Annotated in this window: 16 protein-coding genes; 8 read left to right on the top strand and 8 right to left on the bottom strand. The window is 70.8% G+C overall.

The features are described from left to right. The first annotated feature begins 14 nt into the window (after nt 1-14). Both ABT137_RS09090 and ABT137_RS09095 read left to right on the top strand, forming a co-directional pair. Complete coding sequence (locus ABT137_RS09090) at nt 15-1,601, top strand: Na+/H+ antiporter (protein WP_351704841.1); 1,587 nt, start codon at nt 15-17, stop codon at nt 1,599-1,601. A gap of 196 nt (nt 1,602-1,797) precedes the next feature. Beyond that, the gene (locus ABT137_RS09095) at nt 1,798-2,538 is read left to right on the top strand and encodes an SDR family NAD(P)-dependent oxidoreductase (RefSeq protein ID WP_351704844.1); all 741 of its coding nucleotides are present in this window, start codon (nt 1,798-1,800) and stop codon (nt 2,536-2,538) included. 14 nt (nt 2,539-2,552) lie between these two features. Here the strand turns inward: ABT137_RS09095 and ABT137_RS09100 are convergent, their stop codons facing one another. Next, nucleotides 2,553-3,665: a mechanosensitive ion channel family protein gene (locus tag ABT137_RS09100; protein WP_351705787.1), complete on the bottom strand. Its 1,113-nt coding sequence runs from the start codon at nt 3,663-3,665 to the stop codon at nt 2,553-2,555. 101 nt (nt 3,666-3,766) lie between these two features. Between ABT137_RS09100 and ABT137_RS09105 the strand changes: the two genes are divergently transcribed. Next, entirely contained in the window at nt 3,767-4,336 is a 570-nt protein-coding gene (locus ABT137_RS09105; RefSeq protein ID WP_351704847.1) for a dienelactone hydrolase family protein, read from the top strand. Nucleotides 4,337-4,355: 19 nt separating this feature from the next. Here ABT137_RS09105 and ABT137_RS09110 read toward each other — a convergent pair whose 3' ends face one another. From ABT137_RS09110 to ABT137_RS09125, 4 genes are all read right to left on the bottom strand, one after another. Beyond that, complete coding sequence (locus tag ABT137_RS09110; protein ID WP_351704850.1) at nt 4,356-6,026, bottom strand: alkaline phosphatase D family protein; 1,671 nt, start codon at nt 6,024-6,026, stop codon at nt 4,356-4,358. A gap of 94 nt (nt 6,027-6,120) precedes the next feature. Next, the gene (locus ABT137_RS09115; RefSeq protein ID WP_351704853.1) at nt 6,121-6,963 is read right to left on the bottom strand and encodes a thioredoxin domain-containing protein; all 843 of its coding nucleotides are present in this window, start codon (nt 6,961-6,963) and stop codon (nt 6,121-6,123) included. Nucleotides 6,964-7,081: 118 nt separating this feature from the next. Then, the gene (locus ABT137_RS09120; RefSeq protein WP_351704856.1) at nt 7,082-7,774 is read right to left on the bottom strand and encodes a hypothetical protein; all 693 of its coding nucleotides are present in this window, start codon (nt 7,772-7,774) and stop codon (nt 7,082-7,084) included. A 67-nt stretch (nt 7,775-7,841) separates the two neighbouring features. Then, on the bottom strand, nt 7,842-9,215 hold the full coding sequence (locus ABT137_RS09125) for a DUF2252 domain-containing protein (RefSeq protein WP_351704859.1): 1,374 nt from the start codon (nt 9,213-9,215) through the stop codon (nt 7,842-7,844). 223 nt (nt 9,216-9,438) lie between these two features. Here ABT137_RS09125 and dnaE point away from each other — a divergent pair, with 223 nt between their 5' ends. Then, complete coding sequence (gene dnaE, locus ABT137_RS09130) at nt 9,439-12,978, top strand: DNA polymerase III subunit alpha (protein WP_351704862.1); 3,540 nt, start codon at nt 9,439-9,441, stop codon at nt 12,976-12,978. 124 nt (nt 12,979-13,102) lie between these two features. Here dnaE and ABT137_RS09135 read toward each other — a convergent pair whose 3' ends face one another. Beyond that, nucleotides 13,103-13,279, bottom strand: a complete 177-nt coding sequence (locus tag ABT137_RS09135) for a hypothetical protein (protein WP_351704865.1) — start codon at nt 13,277-13,279, stop codon at nt 13,103-13,105. Nucleotides 13,280-13,499: 220 nt separating this feature from the next. Between ABT137_RS09135 and ABT137_RS09140 the strand changes: the two genes are divergently transcribed. The 4 genes from ABT137_RS09140 (at nt 13,500) to ABT137_RS09155 (ending at nt 17,564) form a co-directional block, all read left to right on the top strand. Continuing rightward, entirely contained in the window at nt 13,500-14,726 is a 1,227-nt protein-coding gene (locus tag ABT137_RS09140) for an NYN domain-containing protein (protein WP_351704868.1), read from the top strand. 226 nt (nt 14,727-14,952) lie between these two features. Further along, nucleotides 14,953-15,927, top strand: coding sequence for an ABC transporter ATP-binding protein (locus ABT137_RS09145; RefSeq protein ID WP_351704871.1), 975 nt, complete (start codon nt 14,953-14,955; stop codon nt 15,925-15,927). A gap of 100 nt (nt 15,928-16,027) precedes the next feature. Next, a complete protein-coding gene (locus tag ABT137_RS09150; RefSeq protein ID WP_351704874.1) occupies nt 16,028-16,855 on the top strand; it encodes an ABC transporter permease in 828 nt (275 codons plus the stop codon). A gap of 34 nt (nt 16,856-16,889) precedes the next feature. Continuing rightward, entirely contained in the window at nt 16,890-17,564 is a 675-nt protein-coding gene (locus tag ABT137_RS09155) for an AAA family ATPase (RefSeq protein WP_351704877.1), read from the top strand. A 456-nt stretch (nt 17,565-18,020) separates the two neighbouring features. Here the strand turns inward: ABT137_RS09155 and ybaK are convergent, their stop codons facing one another. Beyond that, entirely contained in the window at nt 18,021-18,524 is a 504-nt protein-coding gene (gene ybaK / locus ABT137_RS09160) for a Cys-tRNA(Pro) deacylase (protein WP_351704880.1), read from the bottom strand. Between the two features lie 16 nt (nt 18,525-18,540). Continuing rightward, on the bottom strand, nt 18,541-19,281 hold the full coding sequence (locus tag ABT137_RS09165; protein WP_351704883.1) for an LON peptidase substrate-binding domain-containing protein: 741 nt from the start codon (nt 19,279-19,281) through the stop codon (nt 18,541-18,543). Nucleotides 19,282-19,286: the final 5 nt, after the last annotated feature.

Raw genomic sequence — 19,286 nt, forward strand, 5'->3', positions numbered from 1 at the left:
CCGGAGCGCTGGCCGTGGATCAGTTGGCCCTGTTGTTCGTGCTGCTGCTCGGGGCCCTGGTGAGCGTTCCGGTGGGGGATCGGTTCGGACTGCCGGCGCCCGTGCTGATGACCCTGTTCGGGATCGTCCTCGCCGTCGCCGACTTCGTGCCGAACGTGAACATCCCGCCCGAGCTGATCCTGCCCGGTCTGCTGCCGCCGCTGCTCTACGCCGCCGTACGGCGGACCTCCTGGCGGCAGTTCACGGCCAACAAACGGCCGATCTTCCTGCTCGCCGTGGCCCTGGTCTTCGTCACGACGCTGTGCGTGGCCGTCGTCGCCAACGCCATCGTGCCCGGGCTGTCGATCGCCGCCGCGATCGCGCTGGGCGCGCTGGTCGCCCCGCCCGACCCGGTCGCCGCGACCGCCGTCGCCGGACAGCTCGGGCTGCCGCGCCGACTGGTGTCGATCCTGGAGGGCGAGGGCCTCTTCAACGACGTCACGGCCATCGTTCTCTACCACGTGGCCATCGCCGCCGTGGTCAGCGGCACGTTCTCGCCGTGGCGGGCCGGGCTGGACTTCCTGCTGTCGGCCGTGGTCGCGGTCGTCGTGGGGCTGGTGCTCGGCTGGATCGCGAACAAACTCATGGACGTGCTCGGCGACGCGACCCTGCAGATCGGCCTGACCCTGATCGTCCCGTACGCCTCCTACGTCATCGCCGAGGAGCTGCACGGCTCCGGCGTCCTCGCCGTGCTCACCACCGCGCTGTTCATCGCCGAGTACGCCACCGACGCCGACGACGTCATGACCCGGCTCGCCGGATACACCTTCTGGGACATCGTCGACACGCTCGTCACCGGTGTCGCGTTCGGGCTGATCGGCCTGGAGCTGCACAACGCGCTCCGCACGGCGTCCGGCCGCTGGGGCGAGCTGCTCGGCTGGGCGGCCGCGATCGTGGGCGTGGTGGTCGTGGTACGGCTGGTCTGGCTGCTGCCGGCGACCTGGCTGACCAAGCGGCTGCACGCCCGGCGGGACTACGACGAGGAGATCCCGACCAGCTGGCGGGAGACCATCGTGATGTGGTGGTCCGGGATGCGCGGGGTGGCGTCGGTGGCGCTGGCCCTGGCCATCCCCCTGAAGACCGACGACGGATCCGCCTTCCCGGACCGCGACGAGATCGTCTTCATCGCCTTCGGCGTGATCATGGCGACGCTGGTCCTCCAGGGGCTGACCCTGCCGTGGCTGGTGAAACGGCTGGGGGTACGGGCCGACACCGACCGCGAGAAGGAGATCGAGAAGGAGCTGGCGGTACGGGCGGCGAAGGCGGCAAGGCGGCGCCTGAAGGAGATCGAGCAGGTCGAGGAGTTGCCGGAGGACGTGACGGAGCAGATGCTGCGGCGGGCCTTCGAGATCGGGTTCCGGATCAGTCCCGACGTGGTGGAGGACGAGCGGCGGGAAGGCCACGACAAGCGGATGCGGCGGCTGAAGCGGTTGCGGCGGATCCAGCAGGAGATGCTGAGCGCGGCGCGGCACGAGGTGCTGGCGGCGCGCAGCGAGCCGGGGGCGGATCCGGAGATCGTGGACCGGGTGCTGCGGCACCTGGACGTCCGTAGCCTGCGTTGATTCCCCACCCGCGCATCGCCCGTTCGGTTGTTTGAGGGGCGGGCGTCTCCCGTGGGGGCTGAGCGCCGTCGGCGGCGGGCCGTGCGTGGCCGGTCGGCTCGGCGGGCGCCGGGCGACTGTAGCGGCGGTCATACAAACATATGGCGGCTGTGGACAGTCACAGGCGCCGTCGGCTTCCCGATCGTAGTCTCGGATCATGGCTCGGAACATTGTGATCAGTGGTGGAGGAACGGGAATCGGACTGGCCGCGGCCCGGGTTTTCGCGGCCGACGGGGATCGCGTGCTGCTGCTCGGGCGGCGCAGAGAGGTGCTGGAGAAGGCGGGGGTGCCGGGGGCCGTCAGCTGGGCGGCGGACCTGAGCGAGCCGGCGGAGGTACGGAGCGTCGCGCGGTTCGTCGCCGACGAGTTCGGCACCGTGGACGTGCTGATCCACAGCGCCGGCGGGAACGCGGCCCTCGCGCCGGACGCGGAGTCCGGCGACCCGCTCGACGCCGTCGCCCGCACCTGGAACGGCAACTTCCGGCAGAACACGCTGACTGCCGTACTGCTCACGGAGGCGCTGAAGAACCGGCTCGCCGACCCCGGCGGGCGGGTGCTGTTCCTCAGCTCCATAGCGGCCTTCCGGGGCTCGGGGAGCGGCTCCTACGCCGCCTCCAAGGCGGCCCTGCACCCGTACGCCCACGACCTGGCCCGGGAGCTCGGCCCGCGCGGGGTCACCGTGAACGTGGTCGCGCCCGGGTACGTCGAGGACACCGAGTTCTTCGGCGGCCCGGTGGAGGAGGCCCGGCGGGAGCGGCTCGTCGCCGAGACGTCGACGGGGCGGGCCGGCACACCCGGTGACGTCGCCGCCACCCTGCACTGGCTGGCCTCTCCGGCCGCCGGGCACGTCACCTCGCAGATCGTCCAGGTCAACGGCGGCGCCGAACGCGGCCACTGAGGCGAGGGGAGCGGTCAGCCGCGGCCGGTGCGGGGCGGCTCGTGCAGGCGCCGGTTGGCCGCCGCCCCGTCCTGGGAGGGGATGATCCCGCCGGGCGGCAGGACCGCGTCGGCCGTGTTGACCCGGGGCAGGGCGTACGGGTGCTCCGCACTCAGCCAGGTGATCATCTGCTCGCGGACGGCCACCCGGACCGTCCAGATGTCGTCCGCGTCCTTGGCGGTCACCAGCGCCCGCACCTGGATGGTGTTCGGCGTGGAGTCGGTGACCACCAGGCCGTAGGACCGCCCGTCCCAGGCCGGGCATGCGCGCAGGATGTCCTGGAGCTTTTCCCGCATGGCCTCGACCGGCGCCGAGTGGTCGACGTGCCAGTAGACGATCCCGGTCATCTGCGGGGTGCCCCGCGACCAGTTCTCGAAGGGTTTGGAGGTGAAGTACGACACCGGCATGGTGATCCGGCGCTCGTCCCAGGTCCGTACCGTCAGAAAGGTCAGGGTGATCTCCTCGACCGTGCCCCACTCGCCGTCGACCACGACCGTGTCGCCGAGGCGCACCATGTCGCCGAAGGCGATCTGCAGACCGGCGAACATGTTCGCCAGGGTGGACTGGGCGGCCACACCGGCGACGATGCCGAGGATCCCGGCGGAGGCCAGCAGCGAGGCGCCGGCCGCGCGCATCGCCGGGAAGGTCAGCAGCATCGCCGCCACGGCCACCACGCCGACGATCGCCGACACCACCCGCATGATCAGCGACACCTGGGTGCGCACCCGGCGGACCCGGGCGGCGTCGTGGTGGGCGCGGGCGTAGCGGTCGTAGGTCGACTCCACGACGGCCGCCGCGATCCGCACCACCAGCCAGGCGGCCGACCCGATCAGCACCAGGGTCAGGACCTGGCCGACGGCGATCCGGTGCTCCCGGATCAGCTCGGCCTGGTCGTAGGAGCCTCTGAGCAGGGCCGCACACAGCACCAGCTGGTAGGGGACGCGGCTGCGGCGCAGCAGGCCCCACAGGGGCGTCTCGCTGTGCCGTGCGTCGGCCTTGCGCAGCAGCAGGTCGGTCGCCCAGCCGATCAGCAGGGTGAGGACGACGGCGCCGCCGACCACGATCAGCGGGCGGAGTACGTTCTCCATCTCCATGGATCCGAACGTAACCGCTTCGGCGGGATCCTGAACATGCCGTTCGACGAGAAGGGGGTGACAGGCGTCACCTGGCAGGCTGGCACCATGGGCGCATGAACATCATGCTCTTTCACTCGACCTATGGCCTCAGGCCCGCGGTGCGCGAGGCCGCGGACCGGCTGCGTGCCGCCGGGCACGAGGTGTGGACGCCCGACCTCTTCGCGGGGCGCACGTTCGACACGGTCGAGGAGGGCATGGAGTTCAACGAGTCGATCGGCAAGGACGAGCTGCTGAAGCGGGCCGTGCTGGCGGCGGCGCCGTACTCGGAGCGCGGGCTGGTGTACGCGGGGTTCTCGCTGGGCGCCTCGGTCGCGCAGACGCTGGCGCTGGGCGACGAGCGGGCGCGGGGGCTGCTGCTTCTGCACGGCACGTCGGACATCGCGCCCAGCGCCTCGGTGGACGACCTGCCGGTGCAGCTGCACGTGGCCGAGCCGGACGCCTTCGAGACGGACGACTGGCTGAGCGCCTGGTACCTGCAGATGGGCCGGGCCGGCGCCGACGTGGAGATCTACCGGTACCCGGGGGCCGGTCACCTCTACACCGACCCCGGTCTGCCGGACTACGACGAGGAGGCCGCCGAGGCCACCTGGCGGGTGGCGCTCGGCTTCCTCGACACGCTCTAGGACTTTCTGCAACCGACGGCTAGACCGGGTCGTAGGTGCGCTCGACCTTCTGGGTGCCGCTGCGGGTGCGGTACGACCGCTCCCAGGACGAGGTGGCGTCGGCCTTCGTCTTGTCGGAGAGGACGTAGTAGTCCATCTGCGCCCGCGCGGCCGTGATGTCCAGGATGCCGTAGCCGTGCCGGTCGGTGTCGACCCAGTGCACGTGGCGGTTGGCCAGCTGGATGACCGGGGCGGCGACGGCGGAGACGACGCCGGGGGAGACCTTGAGGATGTCGTCGAGGTTGTCGGAGGTCACCGACGTGACCACGAACTCGGTGGCGGCCGAGGCGGACAGCGGGTAGGTCCCGGCGTCCACGGGCACGTCGTTGGCCCAGGCCATGTGGATGTCGCCGGTCAGGAACACCGTGTTGGTGATCGCGTTGGAGCGCAGGTGGGCCAGCAGCTCGCGGCGGTCGTCGGTGTAGCCGTCCCACTGGTCGGTGTTGAGGGCGAGGCCGTCCTGGGGCAGACCGAGCAGCTTGGCGAGCGGCTTGAACAGGTCGGCGGAGAGCGAGCCGATGGCGAACGGCGAGATCATCACCGAGTTGCCGACCAGCCGCCAGGTGGTGTCGGAGGCCTTCAGACCGGCCTTGAGCCAGTCGAGCTGGGCGCGGCCGGTGATGGTGCGGTCCGGGTCGTCGACCGAGCCGCTGCCCGTGGACACCTGCTGGGAGCGGAAGGAGCGCAGGTCGAGCAGGGCGAGGTCGGCGAGCTTGCCGAATCGCAGCCGGCGGTAGGTGGTGCCGGCGATGGCCGGGCGGACCGGCATCCACTCGAAGTAGGCCTGCTTGGCGGCGGCCTGACGGGCCGTCCAGGTGCCTTCGGTGCCCTCGGTGTGGTTCTCGGCACCGCCGGACCAGGAGTCGTTGGCGAACTCGTGGTCGTCCCAGATGGCGACGACCGGCGCCTTGGCGTGCAGGGCCTGCAGGTCGGTGTCGGTCTTGTACTTGCCGTGCCGTATGCGGTAGTCGGCGAGCGTGATGATCTCGTGGGTGGGCGCGTGCTCCCGGACCACGGTGTCGCGGGTGCCGTACTCGCCGGTGCCGTACTCGTAGATGTAGTCGCCGAGGTGCAGCCAGGCGTCGAGGTCGTTCCGCGCGGCCAGGTGCCGGTAGGAGGCGAAGTAGCCGGCCTCCCAGTTGGCGCAGGAGACCACGCCGAAGCGCAGGCCCCCGACGGTGGCGTCCGCCGCCGGCGCGGTGCGGGTGCGCGCCACCGGGGAGTCCGTGGCGCCGGCCGAGAAGCGGAACCAGTAGTCGGTGGCCGGGGCCAGGCCGCGGATGTCCGCCTTGACGGTGTGGTCGGAGGCGGCGGTCGCGGTGGTGGAGCCCCTGGAGACGACGTTCGTCAGCGCCTTGTCGGTGGCGACGACCCAGCTGACCTCGGTGTCCGGGCCGATCCCGGAGCCCGGCGTCGCGTCGGCGGTCGGCGTCACCCGCGTCCACAGCAGGATGCCGTCGGGCAGTGGGTCGCCGGAGGCGATGCCGTGCAGGAAGGCGGGCGCGTCCGAGGCGGCCCGGGCCGGCAGCGCGGCGGCCAGGGGTGCGGCCAGGACAGCGGTCGCCGCCGCGGCCTTGACGACCGTACGGCGGCGGGGGGAGAGGGAGTGTGCGCTCTCGGAAGACTGTGTTGATCCGTTTCGACTGGTCACGAGCGCTCAGGTTACTGACCAGTATGAACAAGAGCAGGCGAACCAACGAAAGTTCGCCTGCTCTTCACGTGGAGCCGGGAATTCCGGTCGGGCGTCAGGCCTTGAGGGCCGCGTCCACCACGGAGTTGAAGGCGTCGACCGTCATCGGCGGGTTGCCGTTGGAGTCGGCCGTCAGCATCTTGCCGTTCATGACGAAGCTCGGGGTGCCCGTCACGCCGTCCTTGTTGGTGTCGAAGGTCTTCGACATGGCCAGCGCCCAGGCGTCGTACTTGCCGGACTTCACGTCGGCCTGGAAGGACTTGTTGTTCTTCAGGGCCGGGACGGTGTTGGCGACCTCGATGAGGTAGCTGTCGTTCTTGAACTTGTCGGTCGTCTCGTCGGGGTGCCACTTCTTCGAGTACAGCGCGGTCTTGTACTCCAGGAAGGCCTCGTCGCTGACGTTCAGCGCGGCGCCCATGGCGCTCATCGCGTTCTTGGAGCCCTCGCCGCGCGAGCCGATCTGGCCCTTGCCGAGCGAGTCGCCGTCGAGGAACGTGCCGCCGACGTACTGGATCTTGAACTTGCCGTCGTCGATGTCCTTCTTCACGGTCGTACCGACGGTTTGCTCGAACTGGGCGCAGATCGGGCAGCGCGGGTCCTCGTAGACCTTGAGGGTCTTCGCGGCGGTGGACTTGCCGATGACGACCGTGGTGCCGTCCGTGCCCGTCGTGTTGGCCGGGGCGACGACCTTGGCGTCCTTCTCGGCCTCCCAGTAGCCCGGCTTGTTGGCCTGGACGACGGCGTAGCCTATGCCGCCCGCCGCGGCCAGCACGGCCACGACCGAGGCGGCCACGATGACCTGCCGCCTGACCTTGGCGCGCTTGGCCTGCTTCTCGCGCTCGGCGCGCAGCCGTTCCCGGGCCGCGTTCTTGGCAGCTGCGCTGTTCCGCTTGCTCATGTTGGTGATCTCCATAGGGGACGCGCACATGTCGTACGCGGGATACGTGTGGGGGACTCGTCGTACTCGGAGTTCTCGAAGTACTCGGACGAGGGGCGTGCTCGGGCGGGCGGGGCGCTCAGGCGAAGGGCAGGGCGAGCGCCCCGGAGCACGGCGGTCCGCGCCGTCCCAGGGAGTGCACGAGGAGCAGGTCCCGGGCGGCGGCCGGGCGCGGCGCGGGGCGCGGCAGCCGTCGTACCGGAGCCGGCCGGACCGTGCCCGCGGCGGCCGCGAGGAGCAGCGGGCGGAAGGTGGTGGCGGCGACGGCGCGCAGCAGCTGGGTCAGGGCGCGCTCGCCGCGGCGCAGCCAGGCGGCGGCGAGCAGGCCCACGCCGACGTGCGCGGCGAGCAGCAGCCAGGCGGCGGTCGGGTCGGCCTGCGTGAGGGCCGCGGCGGCGCGGGAGCCGCCGGTCATCCGGGCCAGCGGGGTGCCGACCGTGCCGCCGTGGCAGAGCACGTCGAGGCCGACCGCGCGCAGCGGGCCGGCGATGGGCCCGCCCGCCCGGCCGTAACAGGCGTGCTGGCCGGTGGTGAAGACCGTGTCGGCGGCCAGCTCCAGCGGGATCAGCAGGGCCGCGATCCGGCCGAAGCCGCGCTCGCGGCCCGCCAGCGCGTACGCCGTGCAGAACACGCCGGCGGCGACCGCGGCCACCGTCGTGAACGGCAGCGGGGCCCGGGACAGCAGCACGTGCGACGCGGTGCTGAGCGTCACGACGAAGGCCGTGAACAGCGCCGCGCGCACGGCTCTGAGCTGGGTCCCGGATATGTCCATAGCGGTGGAGAGTCTGTCACGTACTCATGTAAGGGACCCCTAAAAAGGCCCTGAGAATTGGCGAAGGTTACAGGCCTGGAATGCGGCCGTTGCGGAAGAGGTCGACGAAGATCTGGTGGTCGGCTCGCGCGCGTGCGCCGTAGCTGTGCGCGAACTCGGTGAGCAGGCCCGCGAAACCGTCCTCGTCGGCCGCGATGGCCGCGTCGATGGCCCGCTCGGTGGAGAACGGCACCAGGGACTCGCCGGAGGTGTCGTCGGCCGCCGAGTGCATGGACGCCGTGGCCCGGCCGAGGTCCGCGACCACCGCCGCGATCTCCTCCGGGTCGTCGATGTCGCTCCAGTCCAGGTCCACCGCGTACGGCGACACCTCGGCGACCAGCTGACCCGCGCCGTCCAGCTCGGTCCAGCCCAGCCACGGGTCGGCGTGCGCCTGCAGGGCGCGCTGCGAGATCACCGTGCGGTGGCCCTCGTGCTGGAAGTAGTCCCGGATCGCCGGGTCCGTGACGTGCCGGGAGACGGCCGGGGTCTGGGCCTGCTTGATGTAGATCACCACGTCGTTCTCCAGGGCGTCCGTGGCGCCCTCCAGGAGGATGTTGTACGACGGCAGGCCGGCCGAGCCGATGCCGATCCCGCGGCGGCCCACGACGTCCTTCACGCGGTAGGAGTCCGGACGGGACAGGGACGACTCGGGGAGGGTCTCCAGGTAGCCGTCGAAGGCGGCGAGGACCTTGTAGCGGGTGGCGGCGTCCAGCTCGATGGAGCCGCCGCCGGAGGCGAAGCGGCGCTCCCAGTCGCGGATCTCCGTCATCGAGTCCAGCAGCTCGAAACGGGTCAGCGAGCGGGCCGCGCGCAGCGCGCCGAGCAGCGGGCCCTCGGCACTGTCCAGGGTGAACGGCGGCACCTCGTCGCTCTTCGCGCCGGTCGCCAGCGCGTGGATGCGCTCGCGGTAGGCGTCCGCGTACACCTCGACCAGCTCGGTGATCTGCTCGTCGCTGAGCGCCTTCGCGTACCCGATCAGCGCGATGGAGGCGGCGAAGCGCTTCAGGTCCCAGGTGAACGGGCCGACGTAGGCCTCGTCGAAGTCGTTGACGTTGAAGACCAGGCGGCCGTTGGAGTCCATGTACGTGCCGAAGTTCTCCGCGTGCAGGTCGCCGTGGATCCACACGCGCGAGGTGCGCTCGTCCAGGTACGGACCGGTGTATATCCGCCCACCCCCCAGCGCGGACGTCCTCCCACCGCCCCGCCCTGCGGTCTCCGCGTCGAGGTCGTGGTAGAAGAGCGCGGCCGTGCCCCGGTAGAAGGCGAAGGCCGAGGCCGCCATCTTCCGGAACTTCACGCGGAACGCGGCCGGGTCGGCGGCCAGGAGCTCGCCGAAGGCGGTGTCGAAGACGGCGAGGATCTCCTCGCCGCGCTGCTCGCCGTTGAGCTGGGGGACCGGCATCGCTGGGTGCCTCCTGGTACGGGTGGTGCCTGACATGTGGCGCGGATCTCTCGCGGGGACCAACGTGCGAAGGTCCCCGGGAGTGCCCGCTTTCTTGGCATGAAGGTACGCGGGGCAGGCCGCCCGGTGTCAGTGCCGAGGCATAGGATTCCGCTGTCCCACCAGACTGTCCGCAGCCGGTCGGAAGATCGTCGACGCCTGTTTTCCTTCGGAGGCCGAAACCGTGTCAAAGCCGCCCTTCACGCACCTGCACGTCCACACCCAGTACTCGCTGCTGGACGGTGCCGCGCGGCTCAAGGACATGTTCAACGCCTGCAACGAGATGGGCATGACGCACATCGCCATGTCCGACCACGGCAACCTGCACGGGGCGTACGACTTCTTCCATACGGCGAAGAAGGCCGGTGTCACCCCGATCATCGGGATCGAGGCGTACGTCGCCCCCGAGTCCCGGCGCAACAAGCGCAAGATCCAGTGGGGGCAGCCGCACCAGAAGCGGGACGACGTCTCCGGTTCCGGCGGTTACACCCACAAGACGATGTGGGCCGTGAACAGCACGGGTCTGCACAACCTCTTCCGGCTCTCCTCGGACGCGTACGCCGAGGGCTGGCTGCAGAAGTGGCCCCGGATGGACAAGGAGACCATCGCCCAGTGGTCCGAGGGGATCGTGGCCTCCACCGGCTGCCCCTCCGGCGAGCTCCAGACCCGGCTGCGTCTCGGGCAGTACGACGAGGCGCTGAAGGCGGCCGCCGACTACCAGGACATCTTCGGCAAGGACCGGTACTTCCTGGAGCTGATGGACCACGGCATCGAGATCGAGCACCGGGTCCGCGACGGCCTCCTGGAGATCGGCAAGAAGCTCGGCATCCCGCCGCTGGTGACGAACGACTCGCACTACACGTACGCGCACGAGGCGACCGCCCACGACGCCCTGCTCTGCATCCAGACCGGCAAGAACCTCTCCGACCCGGACCGCTTCAAGTTCGACGGCACCGGCTACTACCTGAAGTCCACGGACGAGATGTACGCCGTCGACTCCTCGGACGCCTGGCAGGAGGGCTGCGCCAACACCCTTCTGATCGCCGAGATGGTCGACACCACCGGCATGTTCGAGGCCAAGAACCTCATGCCGAAGTTCGACATCCCGGAGGGCTTCACCGAGGTCACCTGGTTCAAGGAGGAGGTCCGCCGGGGCATGGACCGCCGCTTCCCCGGCGGCGTCCCGGACGACCGCCAGAAGCAGGTCGAGTACGAGCTGGACGTCATCATCCAGATGGGGTTCCCGGGCTACTTCCTCGTGGTCGCCGACTTCATCATGTGGGCGAAGAACAACGGCATCGCGGTCGGCCCCGGCCGAGGCTCCGCGGCCGGCTCGATCGTCGCGTACGCCATGGGCATCACCGACCTCGACCCGATCCCGCACGGCCTGATCTTCGAGCGGTTCCTCAACCCCGAGCGCGTCTCCATGCCCGACGTCGACATCGACTTCGACGAGCGTCGGCGCGTCGAGGTGATCAGGTACGTGACCGAGAAGTACGGCGCCGACAAGGTCGCCATGATCGGCACCTACGGCAAGATCAAGGCCAAGAACGCGATCAAGGACTCCGCACGCGTGCTGGGCTACCCGTACGCGATGGGCGACCGCCTCACCAAGGCGATGCCCGCCGACGTCCTCGGCAAGGGCATCGACCTCGACGGCATCACCAACCCCTCGCACCCGCGCTACAACGAGGCGGGCGAGATCCGCGGGATGTACGAGAACGAGCCGGACGTCAAGAAGGTCATCGACACCGCGAAGGGCGTCGAGGGCCTGGTGCGGCAGATGGGTGTGCACGCCGCCGGCGTGATCATGTCCAGCGAGCCCATCGTCGACCACGCCCCGATCTGGGTGCGGCACACGGACGGCGTGACCATCACGCAGTGGGACTACCCGCAGTGCGAGTCGCTCGGCCTGCTGAAGATGGACTTCCTCGGCCTGCGCAACCTGACGATCATGGACGACGCCGTCAAGATGGTGAAGTCCAACAAGGGCATCGACCTCGACCTGCTGGCCCTGCCGCTCGACGACCCGAAGACCTTCGAACTGCTCCAGCGCGGTGACACCCTGGGCGTCTTCCAGTTCGACGGCGGCCCCATGCGCTCCCTGCTGCGCCTGATGAAGCCCGACAACTTCGAAGACATCTCCGCCGTGTCGGCGCTCTACCGCCCGGGCCCGATGGGCATGGACTCGCACACCAACTACGCACTGCGCAAGAACAAGCTCCAGGAGATCACCCCGATCCACAAGGAGCTGGAGGCGCCCCTCGAAGAGGTCCTCGCGGTCACCTACGGCCTGATCGTCTACCAGGAGCAGGTGCAGAAGGCCGCCCAGATCATCGCCGGCTACTCGCTCGGCGAGGCCGACATCCTGCGCCGCGTGATGGGCAAGAAGAAGCCCGACGAACTGGCCAAGAACTTCACCATCTTCCAGGCCGGCGCCCAGAAGAACGGCTACAGCGACGAGGCGATCCAGGCCCTGTGGGACGTGCTGGTCCCGTTCGCCGGCTACGCGTTCAACAAGGCGCACTCGGCCGCGTACGGACTGGTCTCGTACTGGACCGCCTACCTCAAGGCGAACCACCCCGCCGAGTACATGGCCGGTCTGCTCACCTCGGTCAAGGACGACAAGGACAAGTCGGCCGTCTACCTCAACGAGTGCCGGCGCATGGGCATCAAGGTGCTCCCGCCGAACGTCAACGAGTCGGTGCACAACTTCGCCGCCCAGGGCGACGACGTGATCCTCTTCGGCCTCGAAGCCGTACGCAACGTCGGCACGAACGTGGTGGAGTCGATCATCAGGAGCCGCAAGGCCAAGGGCAAGTACGGCTCCTTCCCCGACTACCTCGACAAGGTCGAGGCGGTCGCCTGCAACAAGCGGACCACGGAGTCGCTGATCAAGGCGGGCGCCTTCGATGCCCTGGGACACACCCGCAAGGGCCTCACCGCGCACTTCGACTCGATGATCGACAACGTGGTCGCGGTCAAACGCAAGGAGGCCGAGGGCCAGTTCGACCTCTTCGGCGGGATGGGCGAGGAGGAGAGCGACGAGCCCGGCTTCGGACTGGACGTCGAGTTCACCACCGAGGAGTGGGACAAGACCTATCTGCTCGCCCAGGAGCGGGAGATGCTCGGTCTGTACGTCTCCGACCACCCGCTCTTCGGCCTGGAACACGTGCTCTCCGACAAGGCCGACGCGGGCATCGCCCAGCTCACCGGCGGCGAGCACGCCGACGGGGCCGTGGTCACCATCGGCGGCATCATCTCGGGCCTGCAGCGCAAGATGACCAAGCAGGGCAACGCCTGGGCGATCGCCACCGTCGAGGACCTCGCGGGCTCCATCGAGTGCATGTTCTTCCCGGCGAGCTACCAGCTCATCTCGACCCAACTGATCGAGGACGCGGTGGTGTTCGTCAAGGGCCGCCTCGACAAGCGCGAGGACGTGCCCCGGCTGGTGGGGATGGAGCTGGCGGTCCCGGATCTCTCCAACGCCGGCACCAACGCGCCCGTGATCCTCACCATCCCGGCCACCCGGGTCACCCCGCCGATGGTCAGCCGCCTCGGCGAGATCCTCAGTCACCACAAGGGCGACAGCGAGGTCCGGATCAAGCTCCAGGGCCCGACCAAGACGACCGTGCTGCGCCTGGACCGGCACCGGGTGAAGCCGGACCCGGCGCTGTTCGGCGACCTCAAGGTGCTGCTCGGCCCGTCCTGCCTGGCCGGATAGGTCCTCACCCCGCACGGACGGTCGCAGGCGCGGTCGTATGCGCGCGGAAGGGGCGCACCCGCAACGGGTGCGCCCCTTCTGCATGCCTGGGCTTCAACAGCCCGCTGGGACCTGGCCGGTCCGCTCAGTTGTGGCCGAAGCTCTTCTGCTTCTTGCGAGCGACGTCGGCCGGGCTGCCCTGAATGTGCGACACCGGCGAGTCCTGCGACTCGCTCGACGTACGCTGCCCGTGCTCGTGGGTCTGCTCGGACTGCGGGGTGCGGTTCTGGGAGCCACCCTTGCGGTTCTTGTTCTTGGCCATGGTGATCTGCCTCCTGTGGGGGATCTAGGGGCCGAATTCAGATTCACATAGGCTGACAACGGACGCATTTCGGATAATTACCGTGTGTAACAGGGCTTGTCGGAGAGCGAGGTCCCGAAACGCCACGCCGAAGATCGAGTTCGGGCCGTTAACCCCCGCGTGGTCGGGCAGACTCGAAGGAAGCCCCGAAAGCAAACCTCCCGGAAAGAGGGTGAGTCGCGTGGACCGCTGCATCGTCCTGGTGGACGCCGGGTATCTGCTGGGTGCCGCCGCCAGTCTCCTCGCCGGTGAGCCCTCCCGATCCCGCATCACCGTCGACCACACCGCGCTGATCCAGGCGTTGCGCGACCGCGCGGAATCCGACACCGAGCGTCCACTGCTGCGCATCTACTGGTTCGACGGCGCCCCCGACCGTGTCCCGCAGCCGGAACACCGACGGCTGCGCGTGATGCCCCGGGTGACCGTCCGGCTCGGCGCGCTGACCCGCAGCGACGGACGCTGGGCGCAGAAGGGCGTGGACGCGGCCATGCACGCCGAGCTGACCGAGCTGGCCCGCAACCGCGCCTGCTCCGACGTCGTGCTGGTGACCGGGGACGGGGACCTGCTGCCGGGCATGATGGCCGCGAAGGAGCACGGGGTCGCCGTCCACCTGTGGGCCGTGCAGGCCGCCGACGGCGACTACAACCAGTCCGAGGACCTGGTCGCCGAGGCCGACGAGCGGCGGGTGCTGGACCGGGCGTGGATCACCCAGGCGGTCCGGGCCAAGGAGCTGACCGCGGTCTGTGCGCCGCCGCCGGTGCCGCGGCCGGAGATCGCCGCGATCCTCTCGGCGCCGCTGCCCGAGTCGTCGCTGGCGGCGGCCCCCGAGCCGGGTACCGAGGACGTGGAGCGGGCGCCTGCCGCGAGCGTGGTGGAGAACGGGGCGCCGGAGCGGGTGCCGGCGCCGAAGGGGGTGCCGACGCCCAAGGATCTCGCCGCGCTGCGGGCGCCGGGCGGCGCGCAGCCGGTGCAGCATCCGGCGACCACGGCCACGCTGCGGTGGTCCTCCGACAAGGGGTGGGTGGACCGGCCGGGGGTCGCGGCGGAGCCGGCGGAGGCGGCCTCCATGCCGACGCTGGCGCAGCTGACCACGGCGGAGCAGCGGTGGGCCGACCGGGAGGAGGACATCACGACCGTCGGCGGGGATCCGTACGAGGTCGGGCAGGTGTTCGCCCGGCGGTGGATGTCGCGGCTCGGGGACCAGGCGCATCTGCAGAAGCTGTCGGGGATGTATCCGCGGATTCCGCACCGGATCGACGGCGAGCTGTTGCGGTACGCGGCGCGGTTCGGGTTGCTGGCGCACAAGGACGACCAGATCGACGAGCATGACCGGTACGCCATTCGGGCGGGGTTCTGGAGAGAGTTCGATGTGCCGGCGGGGGCCGGGGAGCATGCGTCGGCGGAGTGACTGAGGGTGGCGCGGGGGTGACTTCGGCTGCGGGCCGGTGGGGGGTTGCTCGCGCCCACGCGGCGGAGCCGCATGTTCGATGCAGCCCCGCGCCCCTTTCAGGGGCGCTGCTCTTACGGAGTCAGGAAGCCGGGCGCCCCAAAGGCGAGTAAACGGGGGCGACCCCGTAGTCTCGTCCCTTGTGAGTACGGGCGTGGGTCGGGCACTTCGGCGGCAGGGTGATGTCGTGTGTGCGGTGCGTGGGCTGACCAAGACCTACGCCGCGGTCAAAGGGCGGCGTGGTGCCCCCGCGGTGCCCGAGGTGCGGGCTACCGACGGGGTGGAGCTCGACGTCCGGCGCGGGGAGATCTTCGGGCTGCTCGGGCCGAACGGGGCCGGCAAGTCGACGCTCGTACGGCAGCTCACCGGGCTGTTGCGCCCCGACGCGGGCAGTGTCGAGATCCTCGGGCACGACATCGTGCGGCACCCGGAGCGGGCCGCGCGGATCCTCGCCTACCTGGGGCAGGAGTCCAGCGCCCTCGACGAGCTGACCGTGTCCCTCGCGGCCGAGACCACCGGGCGGCTGCGCGGACTGGACGTACGGCAGGCCCGGCGCGAGCGCGACGCCGTGCTGGAGGAGCTGGGCCTGACGCCGATCGCCGGGCGGGCGCTCAAGAAGCTCTCCGGCGGACAGCGGCGGCTCGCGTGCTTCGCCGCCGCGCTGGTCGGGGAGCGGCCGTTGCTCGTGCTCGACGAGCCGACGACCGGGATGGACCCGGTGGCCCGGCGGGCCGTGTGGGCCGCCGTGGACCGGCGGCGGGCCGAGCAGGGGGCCACCGTGGTGCTGGTCACCCACAACGTCATCGAGGCCGAGACGGTGCTCGACCGGGTCGCCGTCCTCGACCAGGGGCGGGTCATCGCCTGCGACACCCCCGCCGGGCTCAAGGAACGCGTCGCCGGCGAGGTGCGGGTCGAGCTGGTGTGGCGGGAGCAGGCGCCGCTGGACGTGCCCGAGGTGGCCGTCCTGCGGGAGCGTGCCGTCGAGTCCGGCCGGCGCTGGACGCTGCGGCTCGCGCCCGAGGAGGCGCGTGCCGTCGTCGCCACGGTGACCGGAGGGGCCGCCTTCGCCGCCCTCGACGACTTCACCCTCGCCACGCCCAGCCTGGAGGACGTCTACCTGGCGCTGGGCGGCGCCGCACGGCAGGGTCTGGTGAAGGCGTGACGGTGAACGCGAGGGTGAACAGGACGGCGGCCGGGCGCGTACGGAAAGACGCGGCAGCGGTACGGGCCGCAGGTGCCGCACGGAAAGGGAGCAGCGCGACGTGAGTGTCGTACCCGCTGAGGTTCTGCCGGGCGGTGCCCTGGCCGTGGAGGAGACGGCGCCGGGCGGCCCGGCGGCCGAGCTGGGCCCGCGGGCGCGGCTGTGGCCGTCGCTGGTGGCCGTCTACCGCGCGCAGCTGTCCCGGGCCCGGGTGGCGCGGATCCCGCTGCTGTTCGTCGCGACCTTCCAGTCCGTCGGCATCATGATCATGATGCGCGGGGTGGTGGACTCGCGGGGCGAGGCCCAGTCCGTGGTGGCGGGCTCGTCGGTGGTCGTGGTCGCCTACGTGGCGCTGAACCTGCTGGCGCAGTACTTCGGACAGCTGCGGGCGAGCGGCGGGCTCGACCACTACGCCACGCTGCCCGTGCCGCCGGCCTCGGTGGTGCTCGGGGCGGCCGCGGCGTACGCCTCCTTCACCGTGCCGGGGACGCTGATCACCGCCGTCTTCGGGTGTGTGCTGTTCGGGCTGCCGCTCGGGAACCTGTGGATCCTCGTCGCGGTGATCCCGCTCGCGGGGGCGGCCCTGGCAGGGCTGGGGGCGGCCTGTGGACTGCTCGCACCTCGTCCGGAACTCGCCACCCTGCTCGGGCAGCTGGGCATGTCGGCGGCGCTGCTGCTCGGCGTGCTGCCGCCGGACCGGATGCCGGGCATCATCCAGTTCGCGCGTGACCTGCTGCCTTCGACGTACGGCGTCGAGGCCTACGCCCGGACCTTCGGGGCGCGGCCCGACTGGGCCGTCGTCCTCGTTGACCTGGGCGTCTGCGCCGGGGTGGGCGTCGTCTCGCTGGCCGTCGCCACCTGGGCGTACCGCAGGGCCGCCGTCCGGTGACGCGCCCCACAGGCCGAACTGGCACGATGGCATTGTGACCGCACCGTTGACGCCGCCTCCGCCGCCGCACGACCAGTCCTCGCACCAGGCCTGGCAGGCCCCGCCGCCTGCCGGGGAGGCGGCGGGGGAGTACGGACAGTACGCAGCGTACGGACAGGACGGTCCCGGCATGAAGACCGAACTGCGGGAGGCCGCGGTGATCGCCGTCGCGGTGGCGGTGAGCGGGGTGCTGCTCGGGTTGCTGTGGCTGTGGCTGGCGCCGCATGTGCCGCTGGTGGGGGACCAGTCCGGCAAGAGCTGGGCGGTGTACCTCAAGGACAGCGAGGGGGAGCAGGCGGCCGGGGTGGACGGGACGTTCACGCTGCTGGCGCTGGCCTGCGGGGTCGTGAGCGCGGTCGTGGTGTTTCTGTGGCGGCGGCGTGGGGGTGTGCCGTTGGTGGTGGCGCTGGGGGTCGGGGGGCTGCTGGCGTCGGTGCTGGCCTGGCGGCTCGGGGTGTGGCTGGGGCCGGAGCAGGATGTGATAGCCCATGCGAAGGCCGTGGGCAAGGGGGTGACGTTCTCCGCGCCGCTGAAGCTCGGCGCGAAGGGGGCGTTGCTGGCGTGGTCGTTGTCGGCGTTGGTGGTGCATCTGGGGTTGACGGCGCTGTTCGGTCCGCGGGACCCGGAGCCGCCGTACGAGGACGGACCGTACGCCGCTCCGCCGGCGTAGGTTTTCGCGCCCCCGCCGCCCCTACCCGTCCCATCCTCCAGGGGGCTGGGCCCCCTTCGACCCCCGTCCCCGGGGGCTGCCGCCCCCAGACCCCCGCTTCGGCCTGAACGGCCTCGTCCTCAAACGCCGGACGGGCTGGAGGGTGGGGTCGCAGGCCGCGTTTGGTGACTGGGAAGCGGGGCGGCGGCAGAAGAGTAGGGGGCGCGGGGAACTGCGCGATCGGCCCGCGGCGGCCCGGAGTCGGTCTGTCGTCCGAGGGGGCTGCACGGGGCGGACGGGCAGGGGCGCGGGGAACTGCGCGGCTCGTGAGTGGCGGAGGGTCCGCGCCCCTGCGTGGTTTCTATGCCGGACGGCGACCGTGGTTCGAGCGGCCCTTCTTCAGGCGCCACTTCCTTTTCCGTGTCTTCTTCGACATGCCTTCCGTACTTAACCCAGCGCGGAGACTTCGTCGAGGGGTCACGCACGACCGATGGGGGCCAGGGTCGCGTTCGTGAGGGTCGCGAGGGCGGTCGGTGCGAGTTCCACCTCCAGGCCCCGGCGGCCCGCCGAGACGCAGATCGTGGGGTGGGCCGATGCCGAGGCGTCCAGGACCGTGGGGAGTTTCTTGCGCTGGCCCAGCGGGGAGATGCCGCCGCGGACGTAGCCCGTCGTGCGCTCGGCCAGGGCCGGGTCCGCCATCGCCGCGCGTTTGCCGCCGACCGCCGTTGCCAGGGCCTTGAGGTCCAGGCTGCCGGCCACCGGGACGACCGCGACCGTGAGCGCGCCGTCGACGTCCGCGACCAGGGTCTTGAAGACACGGTCGGGGGACACGCCCATCGCCTCCGCGGCCTCCTCGCCGTAGGACGGGTGGGCGGGGTCGTGGTCGTAGGCGTGGACCGTGAAGTCCACGCCCGCCGTGGTCAGGGCCACCGTCGCCGGGGTACCGCCGCCGGACTGCTGTTTCTTTGATTTCTTCGGCATTCAGGAGGACCCCGGCTCAGTTCAGGCTCGTCGGTGCCCGCGTCAGCTCCGCCGCGGGCAGTGACGGCAGGTTACGGATGATCGCCGTCTCGGAGCGAAGGAGTTTCAGCTCGTCGCGGAGGCGGGAGGCCGTGTCGGGGGCCTGGAGCAGGCGTTGCTTGGTGGGGGTGTCGTGCATCATCGCGGCGGCGACCAGGTAGGAGACGACGGACGGTTCGTCGGGGAGGTCGACGCCCGTGGAGAGCGAGCGTTCGCGTGCGCCCGCCAGGCGCTTCTGGTACTGGCGGAAGGCCCGCAGGACGCCCTCGGCCAGCGCGCCGGCCTCGTCGCCCTGCTCCTCCGTCAGCTCCTCCAGCTCGGCCGTCAGGAACGGGCCCGACGCGTCGACGGAGAGCAGCCGCACCCGGTTCGTACCCGTCGCCAGCACCTCGAACGTGCCGTTCGCCCGCTCCCGGATCGTCGCCGCGTCCGCCACACAACCCACCCGGTGGAAGGACTTGAGGGGGTCGGGTCCGAAGCCGGCCGCCGGGCCCCGGTCGGGCTGCGCCGTCGGGTCCGGCATGCCCGGCGCGCTCGGCGCCACCTCGTGGCCGTCGCGGATCGCCACGACGGCGAACCGGCGCGGTTCTTCCTCGGGCGTCTTCAGCAGGTCGCGCATCATGGCGCGGTAGCGCTCCTCGAAGATGTTCAGCGGCAGCACCAGCCCCGGGAACAGCACCGAGTTCAGCGGGAAGAGGGGGAGACGGACGGTGGTCACGGCGC

The sequence above is a fragment of the Streptomyces sp. NPDC001980 genome (genome assembly GCF_040296885.1).
In the GTDB taxonomy this organism is placed as follows: domain Bacteria; phylum Actinomycetota; class Actinomycetes; order Streptomycetales; family Streptomycetaceae; genus Streptomyces.